Raw genomic sequence first — 22,564 nt, 5'->3', positions numbered from 1 at the left:
AGAATCAAAAATAAATTAATAATGAACAACAAATTAAACAAGTCAACCGAACTTTTAAGAGGTGGTCAATTCCTGGTTAAGGAAACCAAAGCTGAAGCCGTATTTACACCAGAAGATTTTACCGAAGAGCAAAAAATGATGCGGGATTCGGTGAAAGAATTTGTGGATCGCGAAGTATGGCCTAAAAAAGAAGAGTTCGAAAAGAAAAATTACAAGCTTACCGAAGAGGTAATGCAAAAAGCGGGAGAACTGGGCTTTTTAGGAGTAGCAGTTCCCGAAGAATATGAAGGCCTGGGAATGGGCTTTGTTTCTACGATGCTGGTTTGTGATTATATCTCGGGAGCTACAGGCTCTATCGCGACCGCTTTTGGAGCGCACACAGGGATTGGAACTTTACCAATTTTACTTTACGGGAATAAAGAACAACGCGAAAAATATATTCCTAAATTGGCAACGGGAGAATGGTTTGGCGCTTACTGCTTAACTGAACCCGGTGCCGGGAGTGATGCCAATTCGGGAAAAACCAAAGCTGAACTTACCGAAGATGGGAAACACTACAAGATAAACGGACAGAAAATGTGGATCTCCAATGCGGGATTTGCCGATGTGTTTATCGTTTTTGCCAGAATTGAAGACGATAAGTATATCACTGGATTTATTGTAGAATACGACAAAGAAAATCCTAATGGAGTAACATTTGGCGAAGAAGAGAAAAAACTGGGAATCCACTCCTCCTCTACCCGCCAGGTGTTTTTTAATGACACTATTGTTCCTGTAGAAAATATGCTTTCTGAACGGGGAAATGGCTTTAAAATAGCGATGAACTCTTTAAATGTTGGTAGAATTAAATTAGCTGCAGCTTCCCTGGAAGCGCAAAGACGGGTAACCGATGTTGCCGTGAAATATGCCAATGACAGGATACAATTTAAAACCCCAATTGCCAAATTTGGCGCGATTAAATACAAGTTGGCAGAAATGGCTACTTCGGCCTGGGTAGGTGAAACAGCCAGCTATAGAGCAGCAAAGAATATTGAAGATCGCATTGAACTAAGGGTTGAAGGTGGTGCTTCGCACGTCGATGCCGAATTAAAAACCTTCGAAGAATATGCTATAGAATGTTCTATCTTAAAAGTAGCCTGTTCTGAAGATATTCAGAATTGTAGCGACGAAGGCATCCAGGTGCTTGGCGGGATGGGCTTCTCGGCCGATACGCCTATGGAATCTGCCTGGCGGGATGCGAGAATTGCAAGAATTTATGAAGGTACTAATGAGATTAACCGAATGCTCGCCGTGGGAATGCTTATTAAAAAAGCGATGAAAGGCCACGTAGATCTCCTGGGGCCGGCCCAGGCTGTTGGTGAGGAACTCACAGGAATTCCTTCTATGGACAAACCAGATTATTCCGAGCTTCTTTCCGAAGAAAAAGAAATGATCAAAAAACTTAAAAAAGTGTTTTTAATGGTAGCCGGTAGCGCCGTTAAAAAGTTTGGGGAAGACCTGGAAGAACACCAACAATTATTATTGGCCGCCGCCGATATTTTAATTGAAACCTATATGGCCGAATCTGCTGTACTAAGGGCAGAAAAGAATGCAAAACGTTTTGGTGAAGATGCTCAGAAACATCAAATCGAGATGGCTCAACTATATTTATATCATGCGGTTGATACCGTAAACCAAAAAGCAAAAGAGGGCATCGCTTCCTTTGCTGAAGGTGATGAGCAGCGTATGATGCTTATGGGGCTAAAACGCTTTACTAAATATGACCGTATGCCCAATGTCGTAGCCTTAAGAAATAGTATTGCAGAGAAACTAACTGAAGAAAATAAATATTGCTTCTAAACCTTTAGAAACTAGTGTTTTAATAAAAGAGGCCAATTTAAAAATCGGCCTCTTTTATTTTGTAAGATATATTATTTAAAACCTGCTTTTAAAGCTCATGAAGCCAGGCATTCTCATCTTCATCATCTTCACTAAAATTCGCCGCAGTTTCTATGAGCGCTAAATGTGAATACGCCTGTGGGAAATTCCCCAATAAACGTTTGGTTTTAAAATCCAGGTCTTCACTAAACAAGCCTAAGTGATTGCTATAAGAAATTAATTTATCAAACATCTTTTTCGCCTTTTTCTTCTCACCAATTTTATACAAACTATCTATTAACCAAAAGGTACAAATGGTAAAAGAAGAAGATGGTTCACCAAAATCGTCTTTATTCTTATAGCGATACATCAAACCGTCTTTACAAAGTTCTTTTTCTGTAGCTTGAACGGTACTCACAAATCTTGGGTCTGCCGCATCTATAAATCCATATTGCTCCATTAATAAAGTAGAGGCATCCATATCTTTAGAGCCGTAAGATTGGGTATAGGCCTGTACCTCTTCATTCCATCCATTATTATAAATATCGGTGTAGATTTCGGCGCGAAGGCTTCTCCAATGAGAATCGTTCATTCCCATTCTAAGCACTTCTCCTATCTTAATAGCACGATCTATAGCCACCCAGCATAGGAGCTTTGAAAACACAAAATGGCGATCTTCTGTTCGTAATTCCCAAATCCCTTTATCTGGTTTCTGCCAGTTTTCTTCTACAATTCTCACAATGCCCCTTACCACCGTCCACAGTTCTTCAGCGTTCTCTAAAGAGGTTTCAAATTGATTAAACTGTTGATAGATTACTTCCATTAAAATTCCATAGATATCATTTTGCTTCTGAATATATGCCGCATTACCTATTCTAACAGGATGAGAATTTTCATAACCGCTTAAATGACTTAAAATATGCTCGGTGAGCTCCTTTTCCCCATTTATCCCATACATAATTTGAATTTTCTCATCCTTGTTGGGAATAATATCAATAATAAACTGAAGAAAATCTTTAGCCGAATTTTTATGTCCAAGGCCCGCCATCACCTTAATTACCATGGAGGCATCCCTAATCCAGCAAAAACGATAATCCCAATTGCGTTCTTCTCCAATAGTTTCGGGTAAAGAAGTAGTGACAGCCGCTAAAACAGCGCCAGATTTCTCATAACTAAGACTTTTTAAAACTAAAGCGCTTCGCATAATAATATCATTATAATTTTTATAATGCGTTGTTTTAGCACTCCAATTCATCCAATATGTCTTGGTACGTTGAAATTTGAGATAGGCCCTATCTAAAGATTGAGGGATCAATTTCTCATTATATCCCAAAACAAAATAAGCATTGCTGGTAAATTCTATTTCGTTTTGTTCTAAAATATCGTCTAAATTATAATTTGAATAAAGAAAAAGTGAATCATATTTCCCTTCTTTGGTATGGCTTTTTATATAATTTTGCTGGTTAGAATTATAAGTTTTCTCCATAGCAAAATCTAACTTAGGATCATACTTTACCCTAAATTTAGGTTTTCCTTTTATATGTCGAATAAAGCGTATGATATCTGGCGGAGCATAAAATGAACCATCTTCCCGCATATATCGGGGCATAAAATCTATAACCTGGAAAGTGTTTTCCCCATCGTCAAAAAGCGTATTGAGAATATTGGTTTCCCAAAGATATTCTTGCGTGATCTTATATTTATCATCTACAAGAAATTCGAAGCTCCCACCTTTTTTTTCATCCAACAACTTGGCAAAAATCGCCGCCGAGTTAAAATTTGGAAGACAGCACCAATCTAAGGAGCCAGTTTTAGAGATAAGTGCTGCACTCTTGCAGTTTCCAATAATTCCGTAGTCTAAATTATCCATATATTCTTAAAGTTCTTTTAAAAGGATGGTTTTCTAATATGAATTTCGGAAATTTAATAAAATTCATATTTGTAGCAACACCATTCACATTTAATTATGAGTAAAACAATTATAATATCCAACAGATTACCCTTACAAATTAATATTGAAGATAATAATCTGGAAGTTACCCCAAGCGTAGGGGGTCTGGCAACGGGATTAAAATCATTCCATAAAGATGGTGATAGTATTTGGATTGGTTGGAGCGGACTCACGCTCGAGGAAATTCCCGAGAATTTACTGGAAGACGTAAAAGCAAAGGCACGAAAAGAAGATTGCGTTGCGGTAAACCTTACTACCGAAGAAATAGACGGGTTTTACTACGGCTTTAGTAATAGGACAATCTGGCCATTGTTCCATTATTTTATGGAATATACCGAAGGAAACACAGCAGATTGGGAAACCTACAAAGCTGTAAATAGAAAATATGCCAATGAAATCCTGAAGCATTATGAAGAAGGTGACCAGATTTGGGTACATGACTACCAATTGCTCTTAGTGCCCAATATGATTAGAGAAGTAGCACCCGAAGCTGTTATAGGTTTTTTTAACCACATTCCATTCCCTTCTTATGAAGTATTTAGAACCCTTCCCTGGCGAAATGAAGTACTGGAAGGTGTGTTGGGTGCAGATCTTATTGGCTTTCACACCTACGATTACGAAAGACACTTTCTTAGCTCGGTAAGCCGAATTTTAAGACATCAGGTAAACTTTAATGAGATTACTTTACAGGACAGGATCGTAAAAGTAGATTCCTTCCCCATGGGTATTGATTATACAAAATTTGAAAATGCTGCGAAAGAGCACGCTAAGAATACAGAGGAACAAAGTACAGAACTACAAAGAAGGCTCGATGACCACCTCAAAGAAACACCAGATGCTAAATTGATACTCAGTATAGATAGACTGGATTATACTAAAGGAATTGCCAATAGAATAAGAGCTTTTGAATATTTTCTTGACCATCACCCCGAATATATTGAAAAAGTAAGACTGGTTATGCTTTCGGTACCCTCAAGATCTAATGTGCCGCAATATCAACGCTTAAAAAGAGAGATAGATGAATTGGTAGGAAGGATTAACGGTAAATTCTCTACAGTAAGTTGGACCCCTATATGGTATTTTTATCGCTCTATGCCATTTAAAAACCTTATAGATCTCTATGCCAGTTGCGATATTGCTTTACTCACACCAATTAGGGATGGAATGAACCTGGTTGCCAAAGAATTTATCGCGACAAGGGCCAAGCAAACCGGGGTACTTATTTTAAGTGAAATGGCCGGGGCTGCTCATGAAATGAATGAAGCTTTAATTATTAACCCTAATAATTTCGAGCAGATTTCCAGTGCTTTAATCCAGGCTATTAAAATGCCCGTAGAAGAACAACAACAACGCAACAAGGTTTTGCAAAAACGCTTAAAGCGATATAGTGTAGAAAAATGGGCTAATGATTTTATGGAGACTTTACAAAACACACGAACCCATAGGGATTCTTTTAAATCTACTAAAGTTTCCAGCAAAGTTTCAAATGAAATCGTGGAGAAGTTTAAAAGTGCAAAGAGCAGAATTCTGTTTCTGGACTATGATGGTACCCTGGTTAACTTTACCGACAAGCCTGAAAACGCGAAACCAGATAAAACACTTCTTGAACTGGTACATCGTTTAAACCAATCCAAAAATACCGATGTGGTGCTAATTAGTGGTCGCGATAAAGATACCCTGGGAACCTGGTGGCAGGATATCCCCGTAGAATTAATTTCTGAACACGGCGTTTGGATGCGGCAAAAAAATAGCGACTGGGAGTTATCTGAAAATGTAAATAACGAATGGATGAGTACAATAAGACCGGTAATTGAAACTTTTGTAGATCGTACCCCGGGAACATTTTTAGAAGATAAAAACTATTCTTTAGCCTGGCATTATAGAAAAGCAGACCCACAGTTAGGTGAAATAAGGGCAAACGAGCTTTCTAACGTACTTAAAGAAATGGTTTCCAATCATGGACTGAGTGTACTGGAAGGAAATAAAGTATTGGAGATTAAGAATAGTGAAGTGAATAAAGGTAATGCTGCCAATAAAAAACTGGTGGGTAAAGATTATGACTTTATCTTCGCAATTGGTGACGACTGGACCGACGAATTTATGTTTAAGGAACTCCCAGAAGAAGCCATTACTATTAAGGTAGGAATAAAGAAAACCAACGCGCGTTACTACGTAAAAAACACCGATAAAGTGAGAAATATATTAACTTCATTTAGTGAAAACTTATAAATTCAAAAAGTGTTAAATTTATTGACATTTAGAAACAAAGTTTATGTTGAACTTAACTTGAATTTTATGGTCGATAGCTGCCATTAGTTTAGCTTTACACCTGGTAAAAACAACAAAACAAACCTAAAAACTAAAACCAATGAAATCAGGAAAAATATTATTAGGATTATTGTCTGGAGCAGCAGCCGGAGCTACACTGGGTCTTTTATTTGCGCCTAAAAAAGGTGCCGATACGAGAAAAGCAATTACAGATTCTGGACAAAGCGCTTTAAACGATACTAAAAGTAAATACAATGAGTTTACAGATTCTTTAAGCCACAAGGTCGATGCGCTTAAAAATAAAACTAAAGCTAATCTAACCAATTCTAAATCTAAGGAAAAGGTAAACGAAGCTAAAGCCGAAATTCATGAAATGCAGTCAAAATAAGTTTTCTAGTAATTCATGAAAAAATCCCGATGCTCTTTGAGTATCGGGATTTTTTGTTTTAAACTTTTCCTCAATTAATCCGCTAGTTCGTTTATGGTTTTTATCACTTGGGAATCGTCTTCCCCAAGGCCTTCTTTTTGATGTGCCAATACCCCTTCTTTATCAAACACACTTATAATATTGGAGTGTGAAAAATCCATAGGAGAAATACGCTTATAATTAAAAGCCAATACAGCAGCAAATTCTTGGGTGTTTTCTTTACTTCCTCGCAAGAATAACCATTGGTTCGAATCCATTTGATTTTCTTTCGCAAAAGCCTTTAGACGCTCCGGTGAGTCCACTTCAGGATCAATACTTACAAAAACATATTTTACATCCTCATTTTTTTCTGCAGGAACTTTCTTCTGAATTTCCCTCATATCGGCTACCAAGCGGGGGCAGGAAGCTTTACAGGAAGTATAGATCATAACCATCACCAAAACCTTTCCGCGCAATTCTTTTAACTCAATATCCTTACCATCTTGCGTGGTCCAGGTTGAAGGTAGGTTATAGATACTCATTTCGGGAAGCTCTTGGTTTTCAAGAGTTGCCTGCTCCTGCTTAACAGATTTTTCTTCAGTATCATTTTTACAGGAAAGTCCCATAAAAAACACCAATACTATTACGATTTTATAAAGTTTCATTTGCATTTATCTTTTGAGGTTTAATATCCTGCGCGCATCTAAAACCAAGATTTTTAATTGTATAATTGGCTTTAACACTACTGCGAAAAGCATATCGCATAAATGCGGCATAATTCATAAGGTCTGATGAGCCTATGGCTGCACTTCCGCAGAAAAGATTACTACTGTTATTTTCATCTCTCCTGGTTTCCCCGGAAATTATTACCGAATTAAAATCTTTAGTCCATTCCCAAACCAAACCATGCATATCATAAACACCCCAGTAGTTTTTATAGGTGCTGCCTACCTGGTCTTTAAAAGATTTTGGTTTTTCATACCATCCCAGGATAAATTCGTTATAGCCATCTTTTTCCCTGGCATCGGGACTGGACTTGTCTGCCATAGCTACATATTCCCACTCATCTAAAGTAGGTAAACGTTTACCCTGGCAAGCGCAATATTTTCTAGCCGCAAACCAGGAGATATTTGTTACCGGGGTATTTGCTAATTCGGGACTGGACAATTCCAGGTCATTTTTCCAATGAGACAGGTATCGTTTTTCTGCAAAAAGTGCTTTTACATTAGACTTGCGCCATTCTGGATTTTCTTTTACAAAAGCTAAAAATTCCCGGTTAGTTACCGGGAATTTGTCAATTTTAAAAGCATCTACTGAAACTGCAGCGGAATCGGTACCATACAATGGAATATAAACTCCTGCTTCAATCTTTTCCATATTATTTTTCTGGGCCAAAGCCCCAAAAGAGAAAATTAAAAGCAGTATTAGTAATAGATTCTTTGATTTCAAAATAGTAAATTTTAATTACCTACGTTGGGCTTTCACCATTTCTTTGGTCACTTCTGTGCCGTTATTACCCCAATTATTGTAAATGTAGGTTAACACATTTGCAACCTCCTCGTCACTTATATTCTGAGCGGTCATTACACTATTGTATTTTTCACCATTTACCGTGATTTCACCAGATTTACCGTGCAATACAATATCAATTGCTCTATCTACATCTTCGTTTAGGTAATCTGACTCTGCAAGTGGTGGGAATACCGAAGCAATCCCTTGTCCAGCAGATTGGTGGCAAGCCACACAAGTTCTTCCGTAAACGTTTTTACCAAGTTCCATTTTTTCGGCCAATCCAGGGTTTTCAGATGGTCTAGATCGCGCAACCTCTTCTTCGGAAATTGGCATTTCCTGGATGGCTCCACCTTCTGGCAGGTAAATTCCTTCCTGTATTTTTCCCGAAAACACTTTTTCGTTCTTTTCTCCTTCAGCTTTAATTTGCGCTAGTGCACCTTTGTTAAAAGCTCTAAATATAGAGTGATCTACCAGGATATACTCACCGGGAGCTTCAATTTTAAATTCAATGATGGCAGCTCCACCAGATGGGATTAGCGTAGTTTGTACATTTTCATTTACCTGGCTTCCGCCTTCAACATAAACCCTATCAAAAATTTCTCCAATCACGTGAAATGAAGATACCAGGTTCGGTCCTCCATTTCCTACGTACAATCTAACGGTTTCGCCAACTTCAGCATTCAAAGAGTTATCACCGGTCATAGCACCAACCTTTCCATTAAAAACTACATAATCGGCATCTTCCTCAATCGCCTTTTTCATATCAAAAGCTTGTAAACCGGGCTCTCCATACTCTCCCTTGGTGTAGAAATCCCCTTGCATAATGTAAAATTCTTTATCAACCTCTGGTAGACCACCTTCGGGTTCTACAAGAATAAGCCCATACATCCCATTGGCAATATGCATCCCAACCGGTGCGGTAGCACAGTGATAAACATAAAGCCCTGGATTAAGTACTTTAAAGGAAAATACAGTTTCGTGTCCCGGAGCAACGAAAGAAGACTCTGCCCCTCCCCCGGGACCATTTACTGCGTGAAGATCAATATTGTGGGGTAACTTATTATCGGGATGGTTTTTTAAATGAAATTCAACCTCATCTCCTATTTTAGTTCTAATAAAACTACCTGGTACACTGCCTCCAAAAGTCCAGTAGGTGTATTTTACCCCATCTGTCATTTCACCTTCTTCCTCCAGGATTTCCATATCTACAATCAACTTTTTTGCTTTTCGTTTACCGGTTGGTTTAGGCACATTTGGAGGGGAGGTTAGCTCTGCTTTCATTTCGCGGCTCACTTTAATATCCTCAGCATTTTTTGAGGTTTCCTCGTTTTTACAGGAGAAAAAAGCAAAACTTAAAAAAAGTAAAAGTAAGAAATATCCATTTTTGCGTACAGGTGTGAAGTTTACCAATTTCATAGGTTGATTTTTATTATTAATAATTAAACAAACAACAGTTTTCAAGTAAGGTTAGGTAACAAACATATCAGAATACGTGCGCTTTTCCCAAAAAAATAAATTATTTTGATAATTCGCTATGCTTATATCTGTAAGTTCAGCTGTTTTTACCACTTTAAACAAAGATCCTTTAAAAGAATAGTTAGATGAAAACATTAAAATTTAGCTCGATATTTTTCGTTTTTTAAGGAGCTTTTATTTTACATCAAATTTAAAGCTACTTCTACTATAGGACTATGACTTCAATCACAAATAGAAACAAAATTATCTTTAAAGCTCCTTAAAATAGGTTTATGTGACAAATATTTATTTAAACAGGTTTAGGGAATACCAGAAAACATTGCTATACTGTAAAAAATACTGAAGCATAAAACAAATAAAAATGACTGATTTTTAAATTAGATTACGAATCACATAATACGTGTTAAAATCCTTATTCATTTTAATTCTATTTAAAAATTGAAATGAGTTTTTTATGTTTTTAGTATTTTAGAAGTCTTAAATAAAAAATATATGCTTCGTTCTACAAATACCTTATTTTTCTTGTTATTTTTCGGATTGTTTTTTCAAAAAACGTCTGCCCAAACTGATACTCGTCTTTATGACATTATAGAAAACATTTCGTCTGATAGCATTGAAGCCGATATTCGTAAACTGGCAGGTTTTGGCACTCGCAATACTTTTAGCGATACGCTTTCTAACACCCGCGGAATAGGTGCTGCCAGAAGATGGATTAAATCTGAATTTGACCATATATCAATCAGCTGTGATAATTGTCTTGATGTATTTTACCAAAAAGACTTTGTGACTACCAAAGATGGCAAACGAATTCCACACGATGCCTGGATCGTTAATGTGGTAGCCATTCAAAAAGGAACAAAATATCCAAACCGCTATATTATAATGAGTGGTGATATAGATTCGCGTGCCAGTAATACTATGGATTTTAAAACCGATGCGCCTGGTGCCAACGATAATGCCAGCGGAATGGCAGGAACAATGGAAGCTGCCAGGGTATTATCTCAATATGAATTTGAAAGCAGTATAGTTTATGTAGGACTATCGGGGGAAGAACAAGGCCTTTTTGGAGGAAAAGGACTTGCCGAATATGCAAAAAGAAATGAATGGGAAATTATTGGAGTTTTTAATAATGATATGATTGGTAATATTGAAGGTGTAGATGGCGTTATTGATAATCGTAGTTTTAGGATTTTTTCTGAACCTGTACCTGCAAACGAAACCGACCAAGCCAGAAAAAGCCGTCGTTTTTACGGTGGTGAAGTAGATGGGATTTCACGTCAATTGGCCAGGTATGTACATAAAACTACAGAAACTTATATGCCAGAAATGAATCCTATGATGATTTATCGTTTAGATAGGTTTGGCCGGGGCGGACATCATCGTCCGTTTAATGATCTCGGTTTTGCGGGAATTAGAATTATGGAAGCTCACGAAAATTACAATAGACAACACCAGGATATTAGAACTGAAAACGGAATAGAATATGGAGATGTTGTTGAAGGGGTGAATTTCGATTACGCTAAAAAGTTAACCGCAGTAAATGCTATAAATATGGCCAGTCTTGCCTGGGCTCCACCTGCGCCAAAGAATGTGGAAATAGGAGGAATCGTAGAACCTTCCACCAAACTAAAATGGGATAAAGTTGAAGCTGATATCGCTGGCTATAAAATTTATTGGCGGGAAACAACTGCACCAACCTGGGAACACTCCAGGTTTGTAGGAAATGTAGATCATTTTACTTTAGAAGGAATCGTGATAGACAATTACTTTTTTGGGGTAGCCGCAGTAGGAAAAGATGGTCACGAAAGCGTGGTCGTATTCCCTTCCGGGGTTTTTCGTTAGAAATTTTGCGATCTTAAAACAGTTGTGGGTTTGGTATTTGACCTTTAATTTCCTGGTACTTATTGTTTTACCAACTGCATACTGTGACTACCTACTGGTTCCAGTTGCGAAATACAAGCTTGAGATCTACGCACTTTGCCTAAAATTAAAGCAACCGAAACAGACTTGCAGCAAGAGACCTCTTAGGTTTACGAAACTGTGAGATCTGGTTAAAACATCAATCTATCAATGAAAGTTGCACGCGTTTCTTTTCCTCATCCACCGATAATACCGTTACTTCCAATTCCTGGTTTAATTTTACCACGACATTTACATCACTCACAAATTGATCTGCTAAATTTGAAATATGTATGAGTCCGCTTTCTTTGATACCAATATCCACAAAACAACCAAAATTGGTAATATTGTTGACAATTCCAGGCAACTTCATCCCCGGTTTGAGATCGCTTATACTTTTTACAGAAGGATCAAAACTAAAAGGTCTTTTCTTCTTTCTGGGATCTGCCCCCGGCTTCTTTAACTCTTTTAAAATATCCTGTAAAGTGAGTAATCCGGTTTCTTCTGAAACATACTTCTCAAGGTTTATTTGCTCTAAAATTTTAAAGTTGCCCACTAAATCTACTGGTTCTATATTATTGTTTTTGGCCATTTTTTCAACAATAAAATAACTTTCGGGATGTACTGCCGAATTATCCAATGGATTTTCAGCATTTCGAATTCTTAGGAATCCGGCGGCCTGTTCAAAAGCCTTTGCTCCCAGCATGCTAACTTTCAATAGTTCCTTTCTACTCTTAAAGCTCCTATTTTCTTTTCGGTAATTTAGAATATTCTGGGCTAATCCCGGGCCAATGCCTGATACATAAGAAAGCAATTCTTTACTCGCTGTATTAAGGTTAACCCCAATTTTATTCACACAGCGCATTACCACCATATCCAGTTTTTCTTTTAATCTAGTTTGATCTACTTCGTGTTGATACTGCCCTACCCCAATTGCTTTGGGATCTATTTTTACCAATTCTGCCAGGGGATCACTTAACCTTCTTCCAATAGAAACCGCTCCGCGCACGGTTACATCATAATTAGGGAACTCTTCCCTGGCAATTTTAGAAGCAGAATATACCGAGGCTCCCGCTTCATTTACCGTAAAAATCATAACGTCTTTGGGTAGGTAAACCTTTTTTATAAATTCCTCGGTTTCCCGGGCAGCTGTACCATTTCCTATAGCTATGGCCTCAATTTTATACGCATTTACCAGACTTTTAATTTTGGCTGAAGCAGGTTCTATCTTTCTTTGAGGAGGATGTGGAAAAATAGTCTGGTTGTGCAACAGGTTGGTTTGGGCATCTAAACAAACAACTTTACATCCCGATTTAAACCCGGGATCTATAGCAAGAATACGCTTGCTTCCCAGGGGCGCTTCCATTAAAAGTTGCTCTAAATTTGAAGCAAACACTTCTATGGCAGCGGCATCGGCTTTTTCTTTTGCTTCATTCAAAAATTCAGTAGAGAAAGACTTTTTTAATAGTCTTGTGTAAGCATCTTCTATAGCTGTTTCTAGATAAGAAACTCCAGAAAAACCGATTTTTTTAATTATTATCCTGGAAATTATATCGAGGGCCTTCTGTGTTTCTACTTCAATCTTGATCCTAATTATCCCTAAATTCGCGGCCCGGTGAATTGCTAAAAACCGATGAGAAGGAATTCTTCTAAGAGGCTCCTGCCAGGCTTCAAATTGTTTAAACTTTGTAGCTTCAGGGTGCTCGGTATCTGTTTTAACCCATTTCGTTTTTAGTTGAGCAGTTTGGGAATACAATCGCCTAAGACTATTTCTAACATAAGTATTTTCATTAATCCATTCGGCAATAATAAAGCCCGCGCCGGCAAAAGCATCTTTTTTGCTCTTAATTTTATCTGAAATAAACCTCTCGCAACTTCGGTTGATATTATTGGTGTTTTGTGCCATTAATATCTTTGCTAAAGGTTCTAATCCTGCTTCGCGCGCGGTATCGGCTTTTGTCTTTCGTTTTTTCTTAAACGGCAGATAAAGATCTTCAATTTCGGTTAAGCTACTACTTTTCTCAATTTTCCCGGCTAATTCACTTGTTAAAGCATCCTGGTCGGTGATCGCCTTTAATATCGCTACTTTTCGTTTCTCCAGTTCATTAAATTCTGAAAGTAATTGAGCAATTTTCTCTACTGCAATTTCATCTAAATTTCCGGTAGCCTCTTTTCTGTAGCGAGATATAAATGGAATACTCGCATCATTTTCAAGCAAGGCTATGGTGTTTTTGATGCTCTTAGCGGGTAATTGGGCCCGGGATTGAATATAACTTTGTACGTTCAAAAGAAATGATTTCAGATTAATTATCTTTTTCAGGAAAGAAGACCTATACGTTTTATAAGTTGCTGTAAAAACACAAATATACAGTCACAAATTTCAAATAATCCCCTCCCGGGAAGAATGTGCTATGGCTTTATTACTATTTTTAAAATAGCAACTACTAACCCCCAGGCTTTCAATATTTTGTAGAACCGCCTCCACCTTCTTTTTTTTCGTTCTTCCTGTTTGTCTTATATACACGGCTTTTAAGCTTTGCGGAAAAATTTTACAAATACGCTCATACAAATAAGGATCTTTCTGTGAATCATCACCTAGTAATACATAAGTTATATTAGGATAGAAAGAGATAATATCTTTAATTTTTTGAAATTTATGGTCGTGAGAACCGCGACCGGTAAATAAAAAATCTGAAATTCCCGTTTTTATTTTCTTTAATTTTATTACGGCCTTTGGCAGCTTATGAAGCTTTGCAAACTCATTGATGAATTCATACAAATTCCATTCGCTGCTGGAAACATAAAAGAAAGAATTAGAAGCTGCCTCAGAATCCTGCCCTGCCACACTTAATTGCTGATAATGCGCTACCACATCATCAAAAATCTTACGTTTGTTCAGATTTTTAGAGAGCATCACGTATAACTTTTTAAAAATATTGTTACTGTGGGAAATTAAAAACGTATCGTCAATATCTGAAATTATTCCATACTTACTTTCATAAGGTTTTAGTAGTTCGCCTTTTTCTATAATTCCAAAACTTCCTATATCACAAGTGACCTTATATTCGTGCCAACCACTCTCTAAAGCTTCGGTAAATGGAAGAGAAAATCTAAAATACCCATCGTCAAGGGTTTTGGTGGTCGCTCTAATATTTTTAAAATGCAGGTTAACCTCCACATTTTTTAAAGGACTTATACGAAACATATGAATAATCGCGGCCGCGTGTTTAATCCCTTTGCGATCTAAGCGGTACTTATCTGGTGCCCAAGATCTAAACAAATGTCCATAGACAATCAACTCGTGGTCATTTACATAACCCCGGTATAGTTTAAGGTCTAATTTCAAAGTTTTGCTTTTTATTAATTTTTTCCTGATCCAAAATAGTTAAATTTAAGCTGAATTATTAGCTGTTATGGAAAAAATTAAAAAAGTATTCCTAATTGTCAACCCGGTATCTGGAGATATTGATAAAGAAGATATAATTCACGCTGTACAGCAGAAACTTTATGAGATAAATGCCAGTCTTAACATCTATAGGACCACTGGGAAAAATGATAGGGAAGCTATTAAAAACCGGGTAAATAATAATGATTTTGACCGTATTATTATAGCCGGTGGCGATGGTACCATTAAACTGGTTGCCGAAGCACTAATGGAGAAAAAAGTCCCCATGGGAATCATCCCGGTGGGATCTGCAAATGGACTCGCGGCTAACCTGGGAATTCCCGCAGACCTAAAAACTCAACTAAAGATCGCTTTGGGAGGTCACGTTACTAATATGGATATTCTAAATATTGATGGTGAAGTTTGTTTGCATATAAGTGACCTGGGTGTTAATGCTGAACTGATAAAAAATTATCAAAACTCTAAAGTTCGCGGAAAGCTTGGCTATTTATTGCAATCTGTACCTACTTTAATGTACAGTAAATATCCTTTTGAGTTTGAGATCCAACTGGAAAGTGAAACCCTACATAAAGAAGGAATTCTTTTAGCCTTTGCCAACGCTAAAAAATATGGAACTGGCGCGAATGTAAATCCGCAAGGGAGAATGGATGATGGAGTTTTTGAAATTCTCATATATAAAAACTTTGATATCCCTCAAATTCTCAATACGCTTAGAAATGAAACCAATGTAGATGCAGGATTTGTAGAGATAATTCAGGTAGAAAAAGCCCGTGTTATTTGTAAAAAACCGGTGGCCTGCCAGGTAGATGGGGAGTATATGGGAGAAAAAAAAGAAGTGAATGTAAATATAATTCCTCATAAATTACCAATTATGAGTCCTGTACCTTTATAAAAATTAGTGCAATTTGGCTAATAAGCTCCTGTTGTTCGATGAAAGAAACTACCTCGATAGCAACCAATCGGGATTGTTTGGCTGGGTAAAAAAAGACTAAACTCATTGAGAATCTTATTTTTCATAAATAATCATTCGTAATTAACTTTTTTGCAAAAGATTGCTAAATAATGCAACAATAATATAAAATCTCTGGATTAACCTTTATTCCTTATATTCCTTGCAGCATTAAATTTTTACAAGACATATTCAGAAATATAAAAATCTAAAGACTATGAAGACCGAAAAAATAAGTTTTACAAATAAAAATGGCGAAGAGCTCGCCGGCTATTTAGATCTTCCATTCAACCAGGATCCACACAACTTTGTGCTCTTTGCGCATTGTTTTACCTGCAATAAAAATTTCTTCGCACCAAAAAACATTAGTAGAACGCTGGCAAATAATGGTTATGGGGTTTTGCGTTTCGATTTCACGGGGCTGGGACAAAGCGAGGGAGAATTTTCAGAGAGCAATTTTTCAGGAAACATTCAGGATTTACTGGCCGCAGCAGCATACTTAGAAGAAAATTACCAGGCTCCTTCACTTTTAGTTGGTCATAGTCTGGGCGGGGCTGCGGTACTTTTTGCAGCCAGTCAATTAGATTCGGTAAAAGCGGTGACCACCATTGCAGCACCTTCTACAACTGCTCACGTACAGCATTTAATAAAAGATAGCATCTCTGAAATTAAAAAGAAGGGAAAGGCAAAAGTAAATATTGGTGGGCGTGATTTCAATATAAAGAAGCAGTTTTTGGATGATATTGAAAAGCATGATTTAAAAACCTACTTAAAGAAATTGAAAAAGGCTTTACTCATTATGCATTCACCACAGGATGAGATTGTAAATATTAAAAATGCTGAAGAATTATATATCTCGGCCTGGCATCCAAAAAGCTTTGTTTCTTTAGATGGCACTAAACATTTATTAGCAGAAAAAGAAGATAGTATTTATGCAGCAAAAGTTATCGCTTCCTGGGCATCGCGGTATTTGGAAATTGAAAAGAAAGAAATTCCGGAAACGCAAGCAGATGTAGTTGCCGGTCTCGAGAAAGAAGACGGTTTCACTACCTTTATGAATGCGGGAAATCACAACTTCCTGGCCGATGAACCTACCAAATTTGGCGGAAAAAATTATGGACCTAACCCTTATCAATTTCTATCTTCCGGCTTAGCTGCCTGTACCTCTATGACTCTTCAAATGTATGCCAAACGTAAAAAATGGCCTTTAGAGAATGTAGAAACACACGTGGATTATTCCAGGGAACATTATGAGGATTGTAAAAACTGTGAGGATAAGACCAATAAAATTGATACATTTAAAAGAGAAATAAAGTTGTTTGGAACCCTGGATGAAAAGCAAAGGCAAAGGCTTTTAGAAATTGCAGATCGTTGCCCGGTGCATAAAAGTTTAACTTCTGAAACTCAAATTACTACTAAGTTAATTTCTTAAAGTCACAAAAAACCTATGTTAACCTAACCTTAAATCTTTGGTTAACATTTTCAATAAACTTAATTTAGATGTAGTAAATCTAAAAACCAATCATATAATTATGAAAAGAATTAGTCTTTCACTAGTGTTTTGCGCCTCATTATTTGTTATAGGATGCAAAGACAACAAGAAACAAAACGATGCGGAAAATGCAAATCAAACAGAAATGAATTCTGAAGAAATGCAAGATCCGGAAATAAAGGAAGTTAAAGAAATCACAGTAGATTTAGAGTCTAAAAGTGGCAGTGATCTTAGTGGTACCGTAACTTTCACCGAAGAAGACGGTGAAGTTAAAATGGATGCCGAAATAAATGGATTGGCAGAAGGTAAACACGCGATTCATATTCACCAAAAAGCAGACTGTTCATCAGCCGATGGTAAATCTGCCGGTGGTCACTGGAACCCTACTCAAGAAAAGCACGGTAAGTGGGGCGACGCTGAAGGTTATCACAAAGGAGATATAGGTAACTTTGAAGTTGATGCCAATGGAAAAGGAACGGTAAGTATGACTACAGATGAATGGTGTATTGACTGTGAAGACGACAATAAAAATATTGTTGGAAAAGCAATAATTATACACGATGGTGTAGATGATTTCACTTCACAACCTTCTGGTGCTGCTGGTACCCGTGTAGGATGTGGTGTAATTGAAATGTAATTTTTATTTGAATATAAATATTACAGTATTAGTCTTTAAACTGAATAGAATTATCAATAAAAAGCGGCGAAAAGCCGCTTTTTATTTTTTCAGGGGAATTGTTTTAACTATTTTTACTTCGCAGGTTAACAATAAATTATTTCAAAATTTAATTGAAATCCTTTTGTAGTTTGCCCTACTGTTGGTTTTTCCCGCAGCATTATAAAACTAGCCACACACTTTTATGCAACAAGACGCTTTAATTGCAGAACTACAAAATGGAAATCCCCGAGCCTTCGAGCGTATATATCAATTATATTCAGAAAGCACTTATGGTATTATTTATAGTATTATAAAGGATGAAAAGATTGCGGAAGAGGTACTTCAGGATGTATTTCTAAAAATATGGGATAAAGCTCCTACTTACAATTCAGATAAAGGCAGGTTTTTTACCTGGGTTTTAAATATAGCCAGAAATGCTTCGATTGATAAAATTAGGTCTAAGGGCTTTAAAAACAGTCAACAAAACCTCAAAGCCGATAACTTCGTAAATATATTAGAAGATAAAACAAGCTTTGCAGAAAGTGTGGATAGTATTGGGCTTAAAAAATATATTGATAAGCTAAAACCGGTTTGTAAAAAGCTTATAGATTATCTCTTCTTTAGAGGTTACACACAAAAAGAAACCTCTGAAGAGCTGGATATGCCACTGGGAACGGTAAAAACCAGAAACCGCATGTGTATTGAGCAATTAAGAAAAATTGTAATCAAATAATTTTATGGATATTCAAGAATACATAAACTCTGGCATCCTGGAACTCTATGTTTATGGAGCGCTTTCTGAAAAGGAAAGCAGGGAAGTGACTCGTGAGCTTAAAAAATATCCTGAGGTTAAAGCGGAAGTTGAGGAGATTGAAGAAGCCTTAATGATGCTCTCTAAAGCTGTGGCGCCAAATAATGCTGAACACCTTATTACTACAATCAAGGAAAAATTAACTAATGTCTCTCCAACGCCTACCAGAAAAATTCCTGTAAAAAGAATAAATTGGGTTACTTACTCTGGTTGGGCGGCCAGTTTACTATTATTAATTGGCTTATTTCTTTTCTTTAATCGCACCAATAATTTAAGAAATCAATTGAGCAGTGCCAGAGCCCAAAACGCTCAAATGGAACAGCAAATAGCCGATGCTCGTGAAGACGCAACAAACGCAAAAGAACTACTCGCGGTAATTAGAGATAAAAATGTGACCAGGGTACAGCTGGCAGGCCAGGAAGTAGCGCCAAATGCCTATGCTTCGGTTTATTGGAATGCTACTGAAAATAAAGCTTACATCGATGCTGCCGAACTGCCAACCCCACCGCGTGGAAAAGTTTACCAGGTTTGGTCGCTTACTATGCAACCTCTCACTCCTACCAGCATAGGTTTGCTGGAAGATTTTGAGACAGATGACAATAAAGTATTCAGTTTAGAAAATGTTAATCAATCTGAAGCATTTGGAATTACCCTGGAGCCGGAAGGTGGAAGCGAAACGCCTACTATGGAGCAACTGTATGTTCTGGGAACCGTAGCTGCACCATAAAATCTAAACATTATTGAAAAACTTATTATTCGTGGCCTCTATTTTTTAAAAACAACATATTAATATCTTTAATAAGAAAAGCCACAAAGACCCCAAAACTACAAACTTCTTTGTGCTTTTCTGTCTTGGTAATAAAATAGTCGAGTGCTCACTAATAATTGAATATTCAAAAAAAAACCACGACTTCAAAAATATAAGGAATATTCGGGACTCGAGACAAAAGTTTAGAATTGAAGCTTTTAAATTGAACACATTTAACGCTGTTTAAATGTGATTCTCCCATACCTCTTAATAATTCTTTGTTCTTTTATCTTTACTCTTTGTTCTTTGTTCTTTGTTCTATTAAACGAATAAAGGTTTGCCATAAGACTACGGCAAACCTTTACATAACCAACCAAAAAAATAAAAAATTGAGAACCAGGGGGTAAGACTAATCGTCTTTTCTGAATCTTTACAATATTTACGAAATAAAAGAGGCTTTGGTTTTTTTAACCGCCATTATTTATGAAATCCAACTTTTAAATTGTTTAACGCGCTCCCTACTTACAACAAGTTGAAATTTTGAAAAGTTGCTTAATTTTAGTTGAAGTCGGCTATTTGTATATGCTATGATATCTTCTATACTTTGTAACTTAACAATAGCCTTACGGTTAATTCTAAAGAATTGCTCGGGATCCAATTCTTTTTCGAGGTTTTCCAGGCTGGTATCGAGCAGGTAATTCTTTCCGGAGTTTGTAGCAAGATAAGTTCCTTTGTTTTCTGAATAAAAACAAGTAACATCGGCCATTTCCACAATTTTTAAATGTTGACCAACCTGTATAGTTACACGTTTTTTATAGTATTTAACCGGTTCACCATCCAGCATTTTTCTAAAAGCCTGCAGGTCTATTTCAGGAATTTCTTTGCGGTAATTCTCCTTAAACTTTTTAATTGCTGCTTCCAGTTCCTCCTCATCAATAGGTTTTAGCAAATAATCTATACTATTAAGCTTAAATGCTCGCAACGCATACTCATCGTAAGCTGTAGTAAAAATAATCGCACTATTTACCGAAACCTTTTCAAAGATTTCAAAAGAAATTCCGTCGCTTAATTGAATATCGAGAAAAATTAAATCGGGCGCAGGATTTTGCTGAAACCAGGTAATCCCGCCGGCTACAGAGTGCAATAAGGTATTTGCTTCCAGTCCCAGTTTCTTGAGTTTTCTTTGCAAATAACGAGCTGCAGCTTTTTCATCTTCAATTATAATTACCTCCATAAAATTATTCCCAACGTTGTTTCTTTTCCTCATTCATATATTCCTCTATTTTTCGCTCTTCCCAATTTTTACTGAAAAATGGATTTAAGCGAAAAACTTTTAGCGCATCAAAGGCAAGACCTATTCCCCATCCTCCAACAACCCATAAAAACCAGGGATAAGCCCAGGCGTTACTATAATAATTAATTCCCGCAAGTAAAATATTCACGAAAATATAGGAAAACAAATGATTGTAGAATTCCTTCAGCTCCTTCACCCTTTTTCGTGCCTTAACATAAGAATCTTCAGAATTTTTCATACTTACTTTATTTTATCTTTGTTTATAAACTCTCTTATTTTACGTTCCTCCCAGTTTTTACCTAAAAATAGATTATTATTAGTTATCGATATCCAGTGGAAAAAGACTCCAATTCCCCAACCTACCGCAGGAAATATAGCCCAGGGAAAATCACTGCTCAAATAATTAAATAAAGCCAGGGCAGGTATGATTATTAAATAGGAGGTAACATGGGCATAAAATTCTTTTTCAGCTTTCATCCTTTCCCTGGCTCTTAGCCATGCGCCATTCTCGGTATAATCTGGCTTTCTTTTTTCCATATTTAGGATTTTGGTTAATAAAGGAAGCTTCACACTAAAAAATTCATTATTTTTTGTGATCTCAATTTCCCGATCGGTAAGAAGTTGATAGCGTTGTTTGATATTGGATAAGCCTACGCCACTTCCTTGCTTTAAAATCTCTTTAGGTTGCCATTTATTTCTTACAATCAAATACTTTTCTTCTTCGGAAATAATAATTCGCAGCGGTTTTTCTGAAGTTACAATATTGTGTTTTATAGTATTTTCTAACAATAACTGAAGCGAAAGTGGCACCACTTTAGCCTCTGGATTCTTTAACTCCTTGGGAATTTCAAAAATAATGGCATCTTCAAAACGCATTTTTAAAAGATCCATATATGTTTTTGCAAATTTTAGTTCTTGTTCAACATCCACCAGCTCTTTATTCTTTTGCTCTAAAACATAACGATACACTTTTGAAAGTCGGCTGGTAAATTTTTGTGCCAAATCAGGATTTTCATCGATAAGGGCACTTAAAACATTAAGACTATTGAAGAGAAAATGTGGGTCTAATTGATTTTTTAAAGCATCAAATTTTGCAGAGGCTGTGCCGGCAATTATCTTTTGCTCTTTTAGTTTATTCTCCTGTAGTGCTTTATAAAAATAAACAAGATGAAAAAACAAAGAGATTATAGTGGTGATTAAAAGTGGGAAGAGATAAAAAGACATCTTTTCTCCGGCTATAAAATTCTCCAATACTTCTCCCTCATAAACTACGTGATGCAGTAACCTACATATAAAAAAACCGATTAAGGTTAAAATAATCGAACCTGTAGTTCCTAAAATAATCTTTTTTATGCCGGCTTTTCCCCAGTCTATTTTACTGTTAAACCACCAAAAGTATGAAGCATTTATTATGGTTAGCACCAGGCTGTAACCAAAAAATATCACCAGGGTTTCAAAATCAAAAATCTTAGCAAATTTAGAACCGGCGAAAATAATCTCCAATAAGACAATCGCGACAGTAATTACCAGGCTTATTCTCAATATTCTTTTTAAATGTTTCATCTATAATAATTTTGTCTCTGTATTTCGTTGATGGGGTTTTAGGTTTACAGCACTAAGATGCAGTAAGTTAGTTATTATCTGTAATTTTATTTACTGAACTGTTAAAAATAATAACTCAATTGTAAAATAATAGCAGCCGCTTTAAAGTTTAAAATTGACGTTTATAGAAGTTAACGCATAAAAAACGCAGTTACCACTTCATCACAGAAAAGTAGACTAATCTGGTTAGTGATGAATTAAAAGTGCTAATTGAAAGAGAAGGTGGCTTCTTCTA

Annotated in this window: 18 protein-coding genes; 9 read left to right on the top strand and 9 right to left on the bottom strand. The window is 36.6% G+C overall.

Annotated features, from left to right (window positions below):
- Nucleotides 1-21: 21 nt before the first annotated feature.
- Nucleotides 22-1,839 carry an acyl-CoA dehydrogenase family protein gene (locus BUA71_RS02440; RefSeq protein WP_072876347.1) on the top strand — a complete coding sequence of 606 codons (1,818 nt, stop codon included), beginning with the start codon at nt 22-24 and terminating at the stop codon, nt 1,837-1,839.
- Between the two features lie 88 nt (nt 1,840-1,927).
- Here the strand turns inward: BUA71_RS02440 and BUA71_RS02435 are convergent, their stop codons facing one another.
- Nucleotides 1,928-3,727 carry a glycoside hydrolase family 15 protein gene (locus tag BUA71_RS02435; protein ID WP_072876346.1) on the bottom strand — a complete coding sequence of 600 codons (1,800 nt, stop codon included), beginning with the start codon at nt 3,725-3,727 and terminating at the stop codon, nt 1,928-1,930.
- A gap of 96 nt (nt 3,728-3,823) precedes the next feature.
- Between BUA71_RS02435 and BUA71_RS02430 the strand changes: the two genes are divergently transcribed.
- The gene (locus tag BUA71_RS02430) at nt 3,824-6,037 is read left to right on the top strand and encodes a bifunctional alpha,alpha-trehalose-phosphate synthase (UDP-forming)/trehalose-phosphatase (RefSeq protein WP_072876344.1); all 2,214 of its coding nucleotides are present in this window, start codon (nt 3,824-3,826) and stop codon (nt 6,035-6,037) included.
- 139 nt (nt 6,038-6,176) lie between these two features.
- Nucleotides 6,177-6,464, top strand: a complete 288-nt coding sequence (locus BUA71_RS02425; RefSeq protein ID WP_072876342.1) for a YtxH domain-containing protein — start codon at nt 6,177-6,179, stop codon at nt 6,462-6,464.
- 74 nt (nt 6,465-6,538) lie between these two features.
- On the opposite strand, the gene BUA71_RS02420 is transcribed toward BUA71_RS02425, so the two are convergent.
- The 3 genes from BUA71_RS02420 to nirK all read right to left on the bottom strand — a co-directional run bounded on the left by BUA71_RS02420 (nt 6,539) and on the right by nirK (nt 9,410).
- On the bottom strand, nt 6,539-7,147 hold the full coding sequence (locus tag BUA71_RS02420; RefSeq protein WP_072876340.1) for an SCO family protein: 609 nt from the start codon (nt 7,145-7,147) through the stop codon (nt 6,539-6,541).
- Nucleotides 7,134-7,859 carry a formylglycine-generating enzyme family protein gene (locus tag BUA71_RS02415; RefSeq protein ID WP_083572030.1) on the bottom strand — a complete coding sequence of 242 codons (726 nt, stop codon included), beginning with the start codon at nt 7,857-7,859 and terminating at the stop codon, nt 7,134-7,136. Before BUA71_RS02415 ends, BUA71_RS02420 begins: the two co-directional genes overlap by 14 nt.
- A gap of 87 nt (nt 7,860-7,946) precedes the next feature.
- Nucleotides 7,947-9,410, bottom strand: a complete 1,464-nt coding sequence (nirK, locus tag BUA71_RS02410) for a copper-containing nitrite reductase (RefSeq protein WP_072876336.1) — start codon at nt 9,408-9,410, stop codon at nt 7,947-7,949.
- Nucleotides 9,411-9,962: 552 nt separating this feature from the next.
- Here nirK and BUA71_RS02405 point away from each other — a divergent pair.
- Nucleotides 9,963-11,312, top strand: a complete 1,350-nt coding sequence (locus tag BUA71_RS02405; RefSeq protein ID WP_072876333.1) for a M28 family metallopeptidase — start codon at nt 9,963-9,965, stop codon at nt 11,310-11,312.
- Nucleotides 11,313-11,529: 217 nt separating this feature from the next.
- Here BUA71_RS02405 and BUA71_RS02400 read toward each other — a convergent pair whose 3' ends face one another.
- Both BUA71_RS02400 and BUA71_RS02395 read right to left on the bottom strand, forming a co-directional pair.
- On the bottom strand, nt 11,530-13,656 hold the full coding sequence (locus tag BUA71_RS02400; protein ID WP_072876331.1) for a Tex family protein: 2,127 nt from the start codon (nt 13,654-13,656) through the stop codon (nt 11,530-11,532).
- 93 nt (nt 13,657-13,749) lie between these two features.
- The gene (locus BUA71_RS02395) at nt 13,750-14,715 is read right to left on the bottom strand and encodes an App1 family protein (RefSeq protein ID WP_072876329.1); all 966 of its coding nucleotides are present in this window, start codon (nt 14,713-14,715) and stop codon (nt 13,750-13,752) included.
- 67 nt (nt 14,716-14,782) lie between these two features.
- Here BUA71_RS02395 and BUA71_RS02390 point away from each other — a divergent pair, with 67 nt between their 5' ends.
- The 5 genes from BUA71_RS02390 to BUA71_RS02370 all read left to right on the top strand — a co-directional run bounded on the left by BUA71_RS02390 (nt 14,783) and on the right by BUA71_RS02370 (nt 19,412).
- Nucleotides 14,783-15,667, top strand: a complete 885-nt coding sequence (locus BUA71_RS02390; protein WP_072876327.1) for a diacylglycerol/lipid kinase family protein — start codon at nt 14,783-14,785, stop codon at nt 15,665-15,667.
- Between the two features lie 274 nt (nt 15,668-15,941).
- Nucleotides 15,942-17,156, top strand: a complete 1,215-nt coding sequence (locus tag BUA71_RS02385) for a bifunctional alpha/beta hydrolase/OsmC family protein (protein WP_072876325.1) — start codon at nt 15,942-15,944, stop codon at nt 17,154-17,156.
- 100 nt (nt 17,157-17,256) lie between these two features.
- Nucleotides 17,257-17,853: a superoxide dismutase family protein gene (locus BUA71_RS02380; protein WP_072876323.1), complete on the top strand. Its 597-nt coding sequence runs from the start codon at nt 17,257-17,259 to the stop codon at nt 17,851-17,853.
- A 223-nt stretch (nt 17,854-18,076) separates the two neighbouring features.
- Nucleotides 18,077-18,607, top strand: a complete 531-nt coding sequence (locus BUA71_RS02375) for an RNA polymerase sigma factor (protein ID WP_072876321.1) — start codon at nt 18,077-18,079, stop codon at nt 18,605-18,607.
- Nucleotides 18,608-18,611: 4 nt separating this feature from the next.
- Nucleotides 18,612-19,412, top strand: coding sequence for an anti-sigma factor (locus BUA71_RS02370; protein ID WP_072876319.1), 801 nt, complete (start codon nt 18,612-18,614; stop codon nt 19,410-19,412).
- A gap of 502 nt (nt 19,413-19,914) precedes the next feature.
- On the opposite strand, the gene BUA71_RS02365 is transcribed toward BUA71_RS02370, so the two are convergent.
- The 3 genes from BUA71_RS02365 to BUA71_RS02355 are packed head-to-tail and all read right to left on the bottom strand — an operon-like array spanning nt 19,915 to nt 22,290.
- A complete protein-coding gene (locus tag BUA71_RS02365; protein WP_072876855.1) occupies nt 19,915-20,667 on the bottom strand; it encodes a LytR/AlgR family response regulator transcription factor in 753 nt (250 codons plus the stop codon).
- Nucleotides 20,668-20,671: 4 nt separating this feature from the next.
- Nucleotides 20,672-20,965, bottom strand: coding sequence for a 2TM domain-containing protein (locus BUA71_RS02360; protein WP_072876317.1), 294 nt, complete (start codon nt 20,963-20,965; stop codon nt 20,672-20,674).
- Between the two features lie 2 nt (nt 20,966-20,967).
- Nucleotides 20,968-22,290, bottom strand: a complete 1,323-nt coding sequence (locus BUA71_RS02355) for a histidine kinase (protein WP_072876315.1) — start codon at nt 22,288-22,290, stop codon at nt 20,968-20,970.
- Nucleotides 22,291-22,564 lie beyond the last annotated feature (274 nt).

Origin of the sequence: Salegentibacter echinorum, assembly GCF_900129445.1 — a bacterium.
GTDB lineage: Bacteria > Bacteroidota > Bacteroidia > Flavobacteriales > Flavobacteriaceae > Salegentibacter > Salegentibacter echinorum.
The sequence above is the reverse complement of the archived record's forward strand: the minus strand, read 5'-3'. Positions and strand labels throughout refer to the sequence as shown.

Excerpts from the sequence above, each read along its gene's own strand:
- BUA71_RS02360 (WP_072876317.1), bottom strand. The coding sequence starts at position 20,965 with ATGAAAAATTCTGAAGATTCTTATGTTAAGGCACGAAAAAGGGTGAAG.
- BUA71_RS02390 (WP_072876327.1), top strand. The coding sequence starts at position 14,783 with ATGGAAAAAATTAAAAAAGTATTCCTAATTGTCAACCCGGTATCTGGA.
- BUA71_RS02370 (WP_072876319.1), top strand. The coding sequence starts at position 18,612 with ATGGATATTCAAGAATACATAAACTCTGGCATCCTGGAACTCTATGTT.
- BUA71_RS02365 (WP_072876855.1), bottom strand. The coding sequence starts at position 20,667 with ATGGAGGTAATTATAATTGAAGATGAAAAAGCTGCAGCTCGTTATTTG.
- BUA71_RS02425 (WP_072876342.1), top strand. The coding sequence starts at position 6,177 with ATGAAATCAGGAAAAATATTATTAGGATTATTGTCTGGAGCAGCAGCC.
- BUA71_RS02385 (WP_072876325.1), top strand. The coding sequence starts at position 15,942 with ATGAAGACCGAAAAAATAAGTTTTACAAATAAAAATGGCGAAGAGCTC.
- BUA71_RS02355 (WP_072876315.1), bottom strand. The coding sequence starts at position 22,290 with ATGAAACATTTAAAAAGAATATTGAGAATAAGCCTGGTAATTACTGTC.
- BUA71_RS02435 (WP_072876346.1), bottom strand. The coding sequence starts at position 3,727 with ATGGATAATTTAGACTACGGAATTATTGGAAACTGCAAGAGTGCAGCA.
- BUA71_RS02430 (WP_072876344.1), top strand. The coding sequence starts at position 3,824 with ATGAGTAAAACAATTATAATATCCAACAGATTACCCTTACAAATTAAT.
- nirK (WP_072876336.1), bottom strand. The coding sequence starts at position 9,410 with ATGAAATTGGTAAACTTCACACCTGTACGCAAAAATGGATATTTCTTA.
- BUA71_RS02440 (WP_072876347.1), top strand. The coding sequence starts at position 22 with ATGAACAACAAATTAAACAAGTCAACCGAACTTTTAAGAGGTGGTCAA.
- BUA71_RS02380 (WP_072876323.1), top strand. The coding sequence starts at position 17,257 with ATGAAAAGAATTAGTCTTTCACTAGTGTTTTGCGCCTCATTATTTGTT.
- BUA71_RS02415 (WP_083572030.1), bottom strand. The coding sequence starts at position 7,859 with ATGGAAAAGATTGAAGCAGGAGTTTATATTCCATTGTATGGTACCGAT.
- BUA71_RS02405 (WP_072876333.1), top strand. The coding sequence starts at position 9,963 with ATGCTTCGTTCTACAAATACCTTATTTTTCTTGTTATTTTTCGGATTG.
- BUA71_RS02420 (WP_072876340.1), bottom strand. The coding sequence starts at position 7,147 with ATGAAACTTTATAAAATCGTAATAGTATTGGTGTTTTTTATGGGACTT.
- BUA71_RS02375 (WP_072876321.1), top strand. The coding sequence starts at position 18,077 with ATGCAACAAGACGCTTTAATTGCAGAACTACAAAATGGAAATCCCCGA.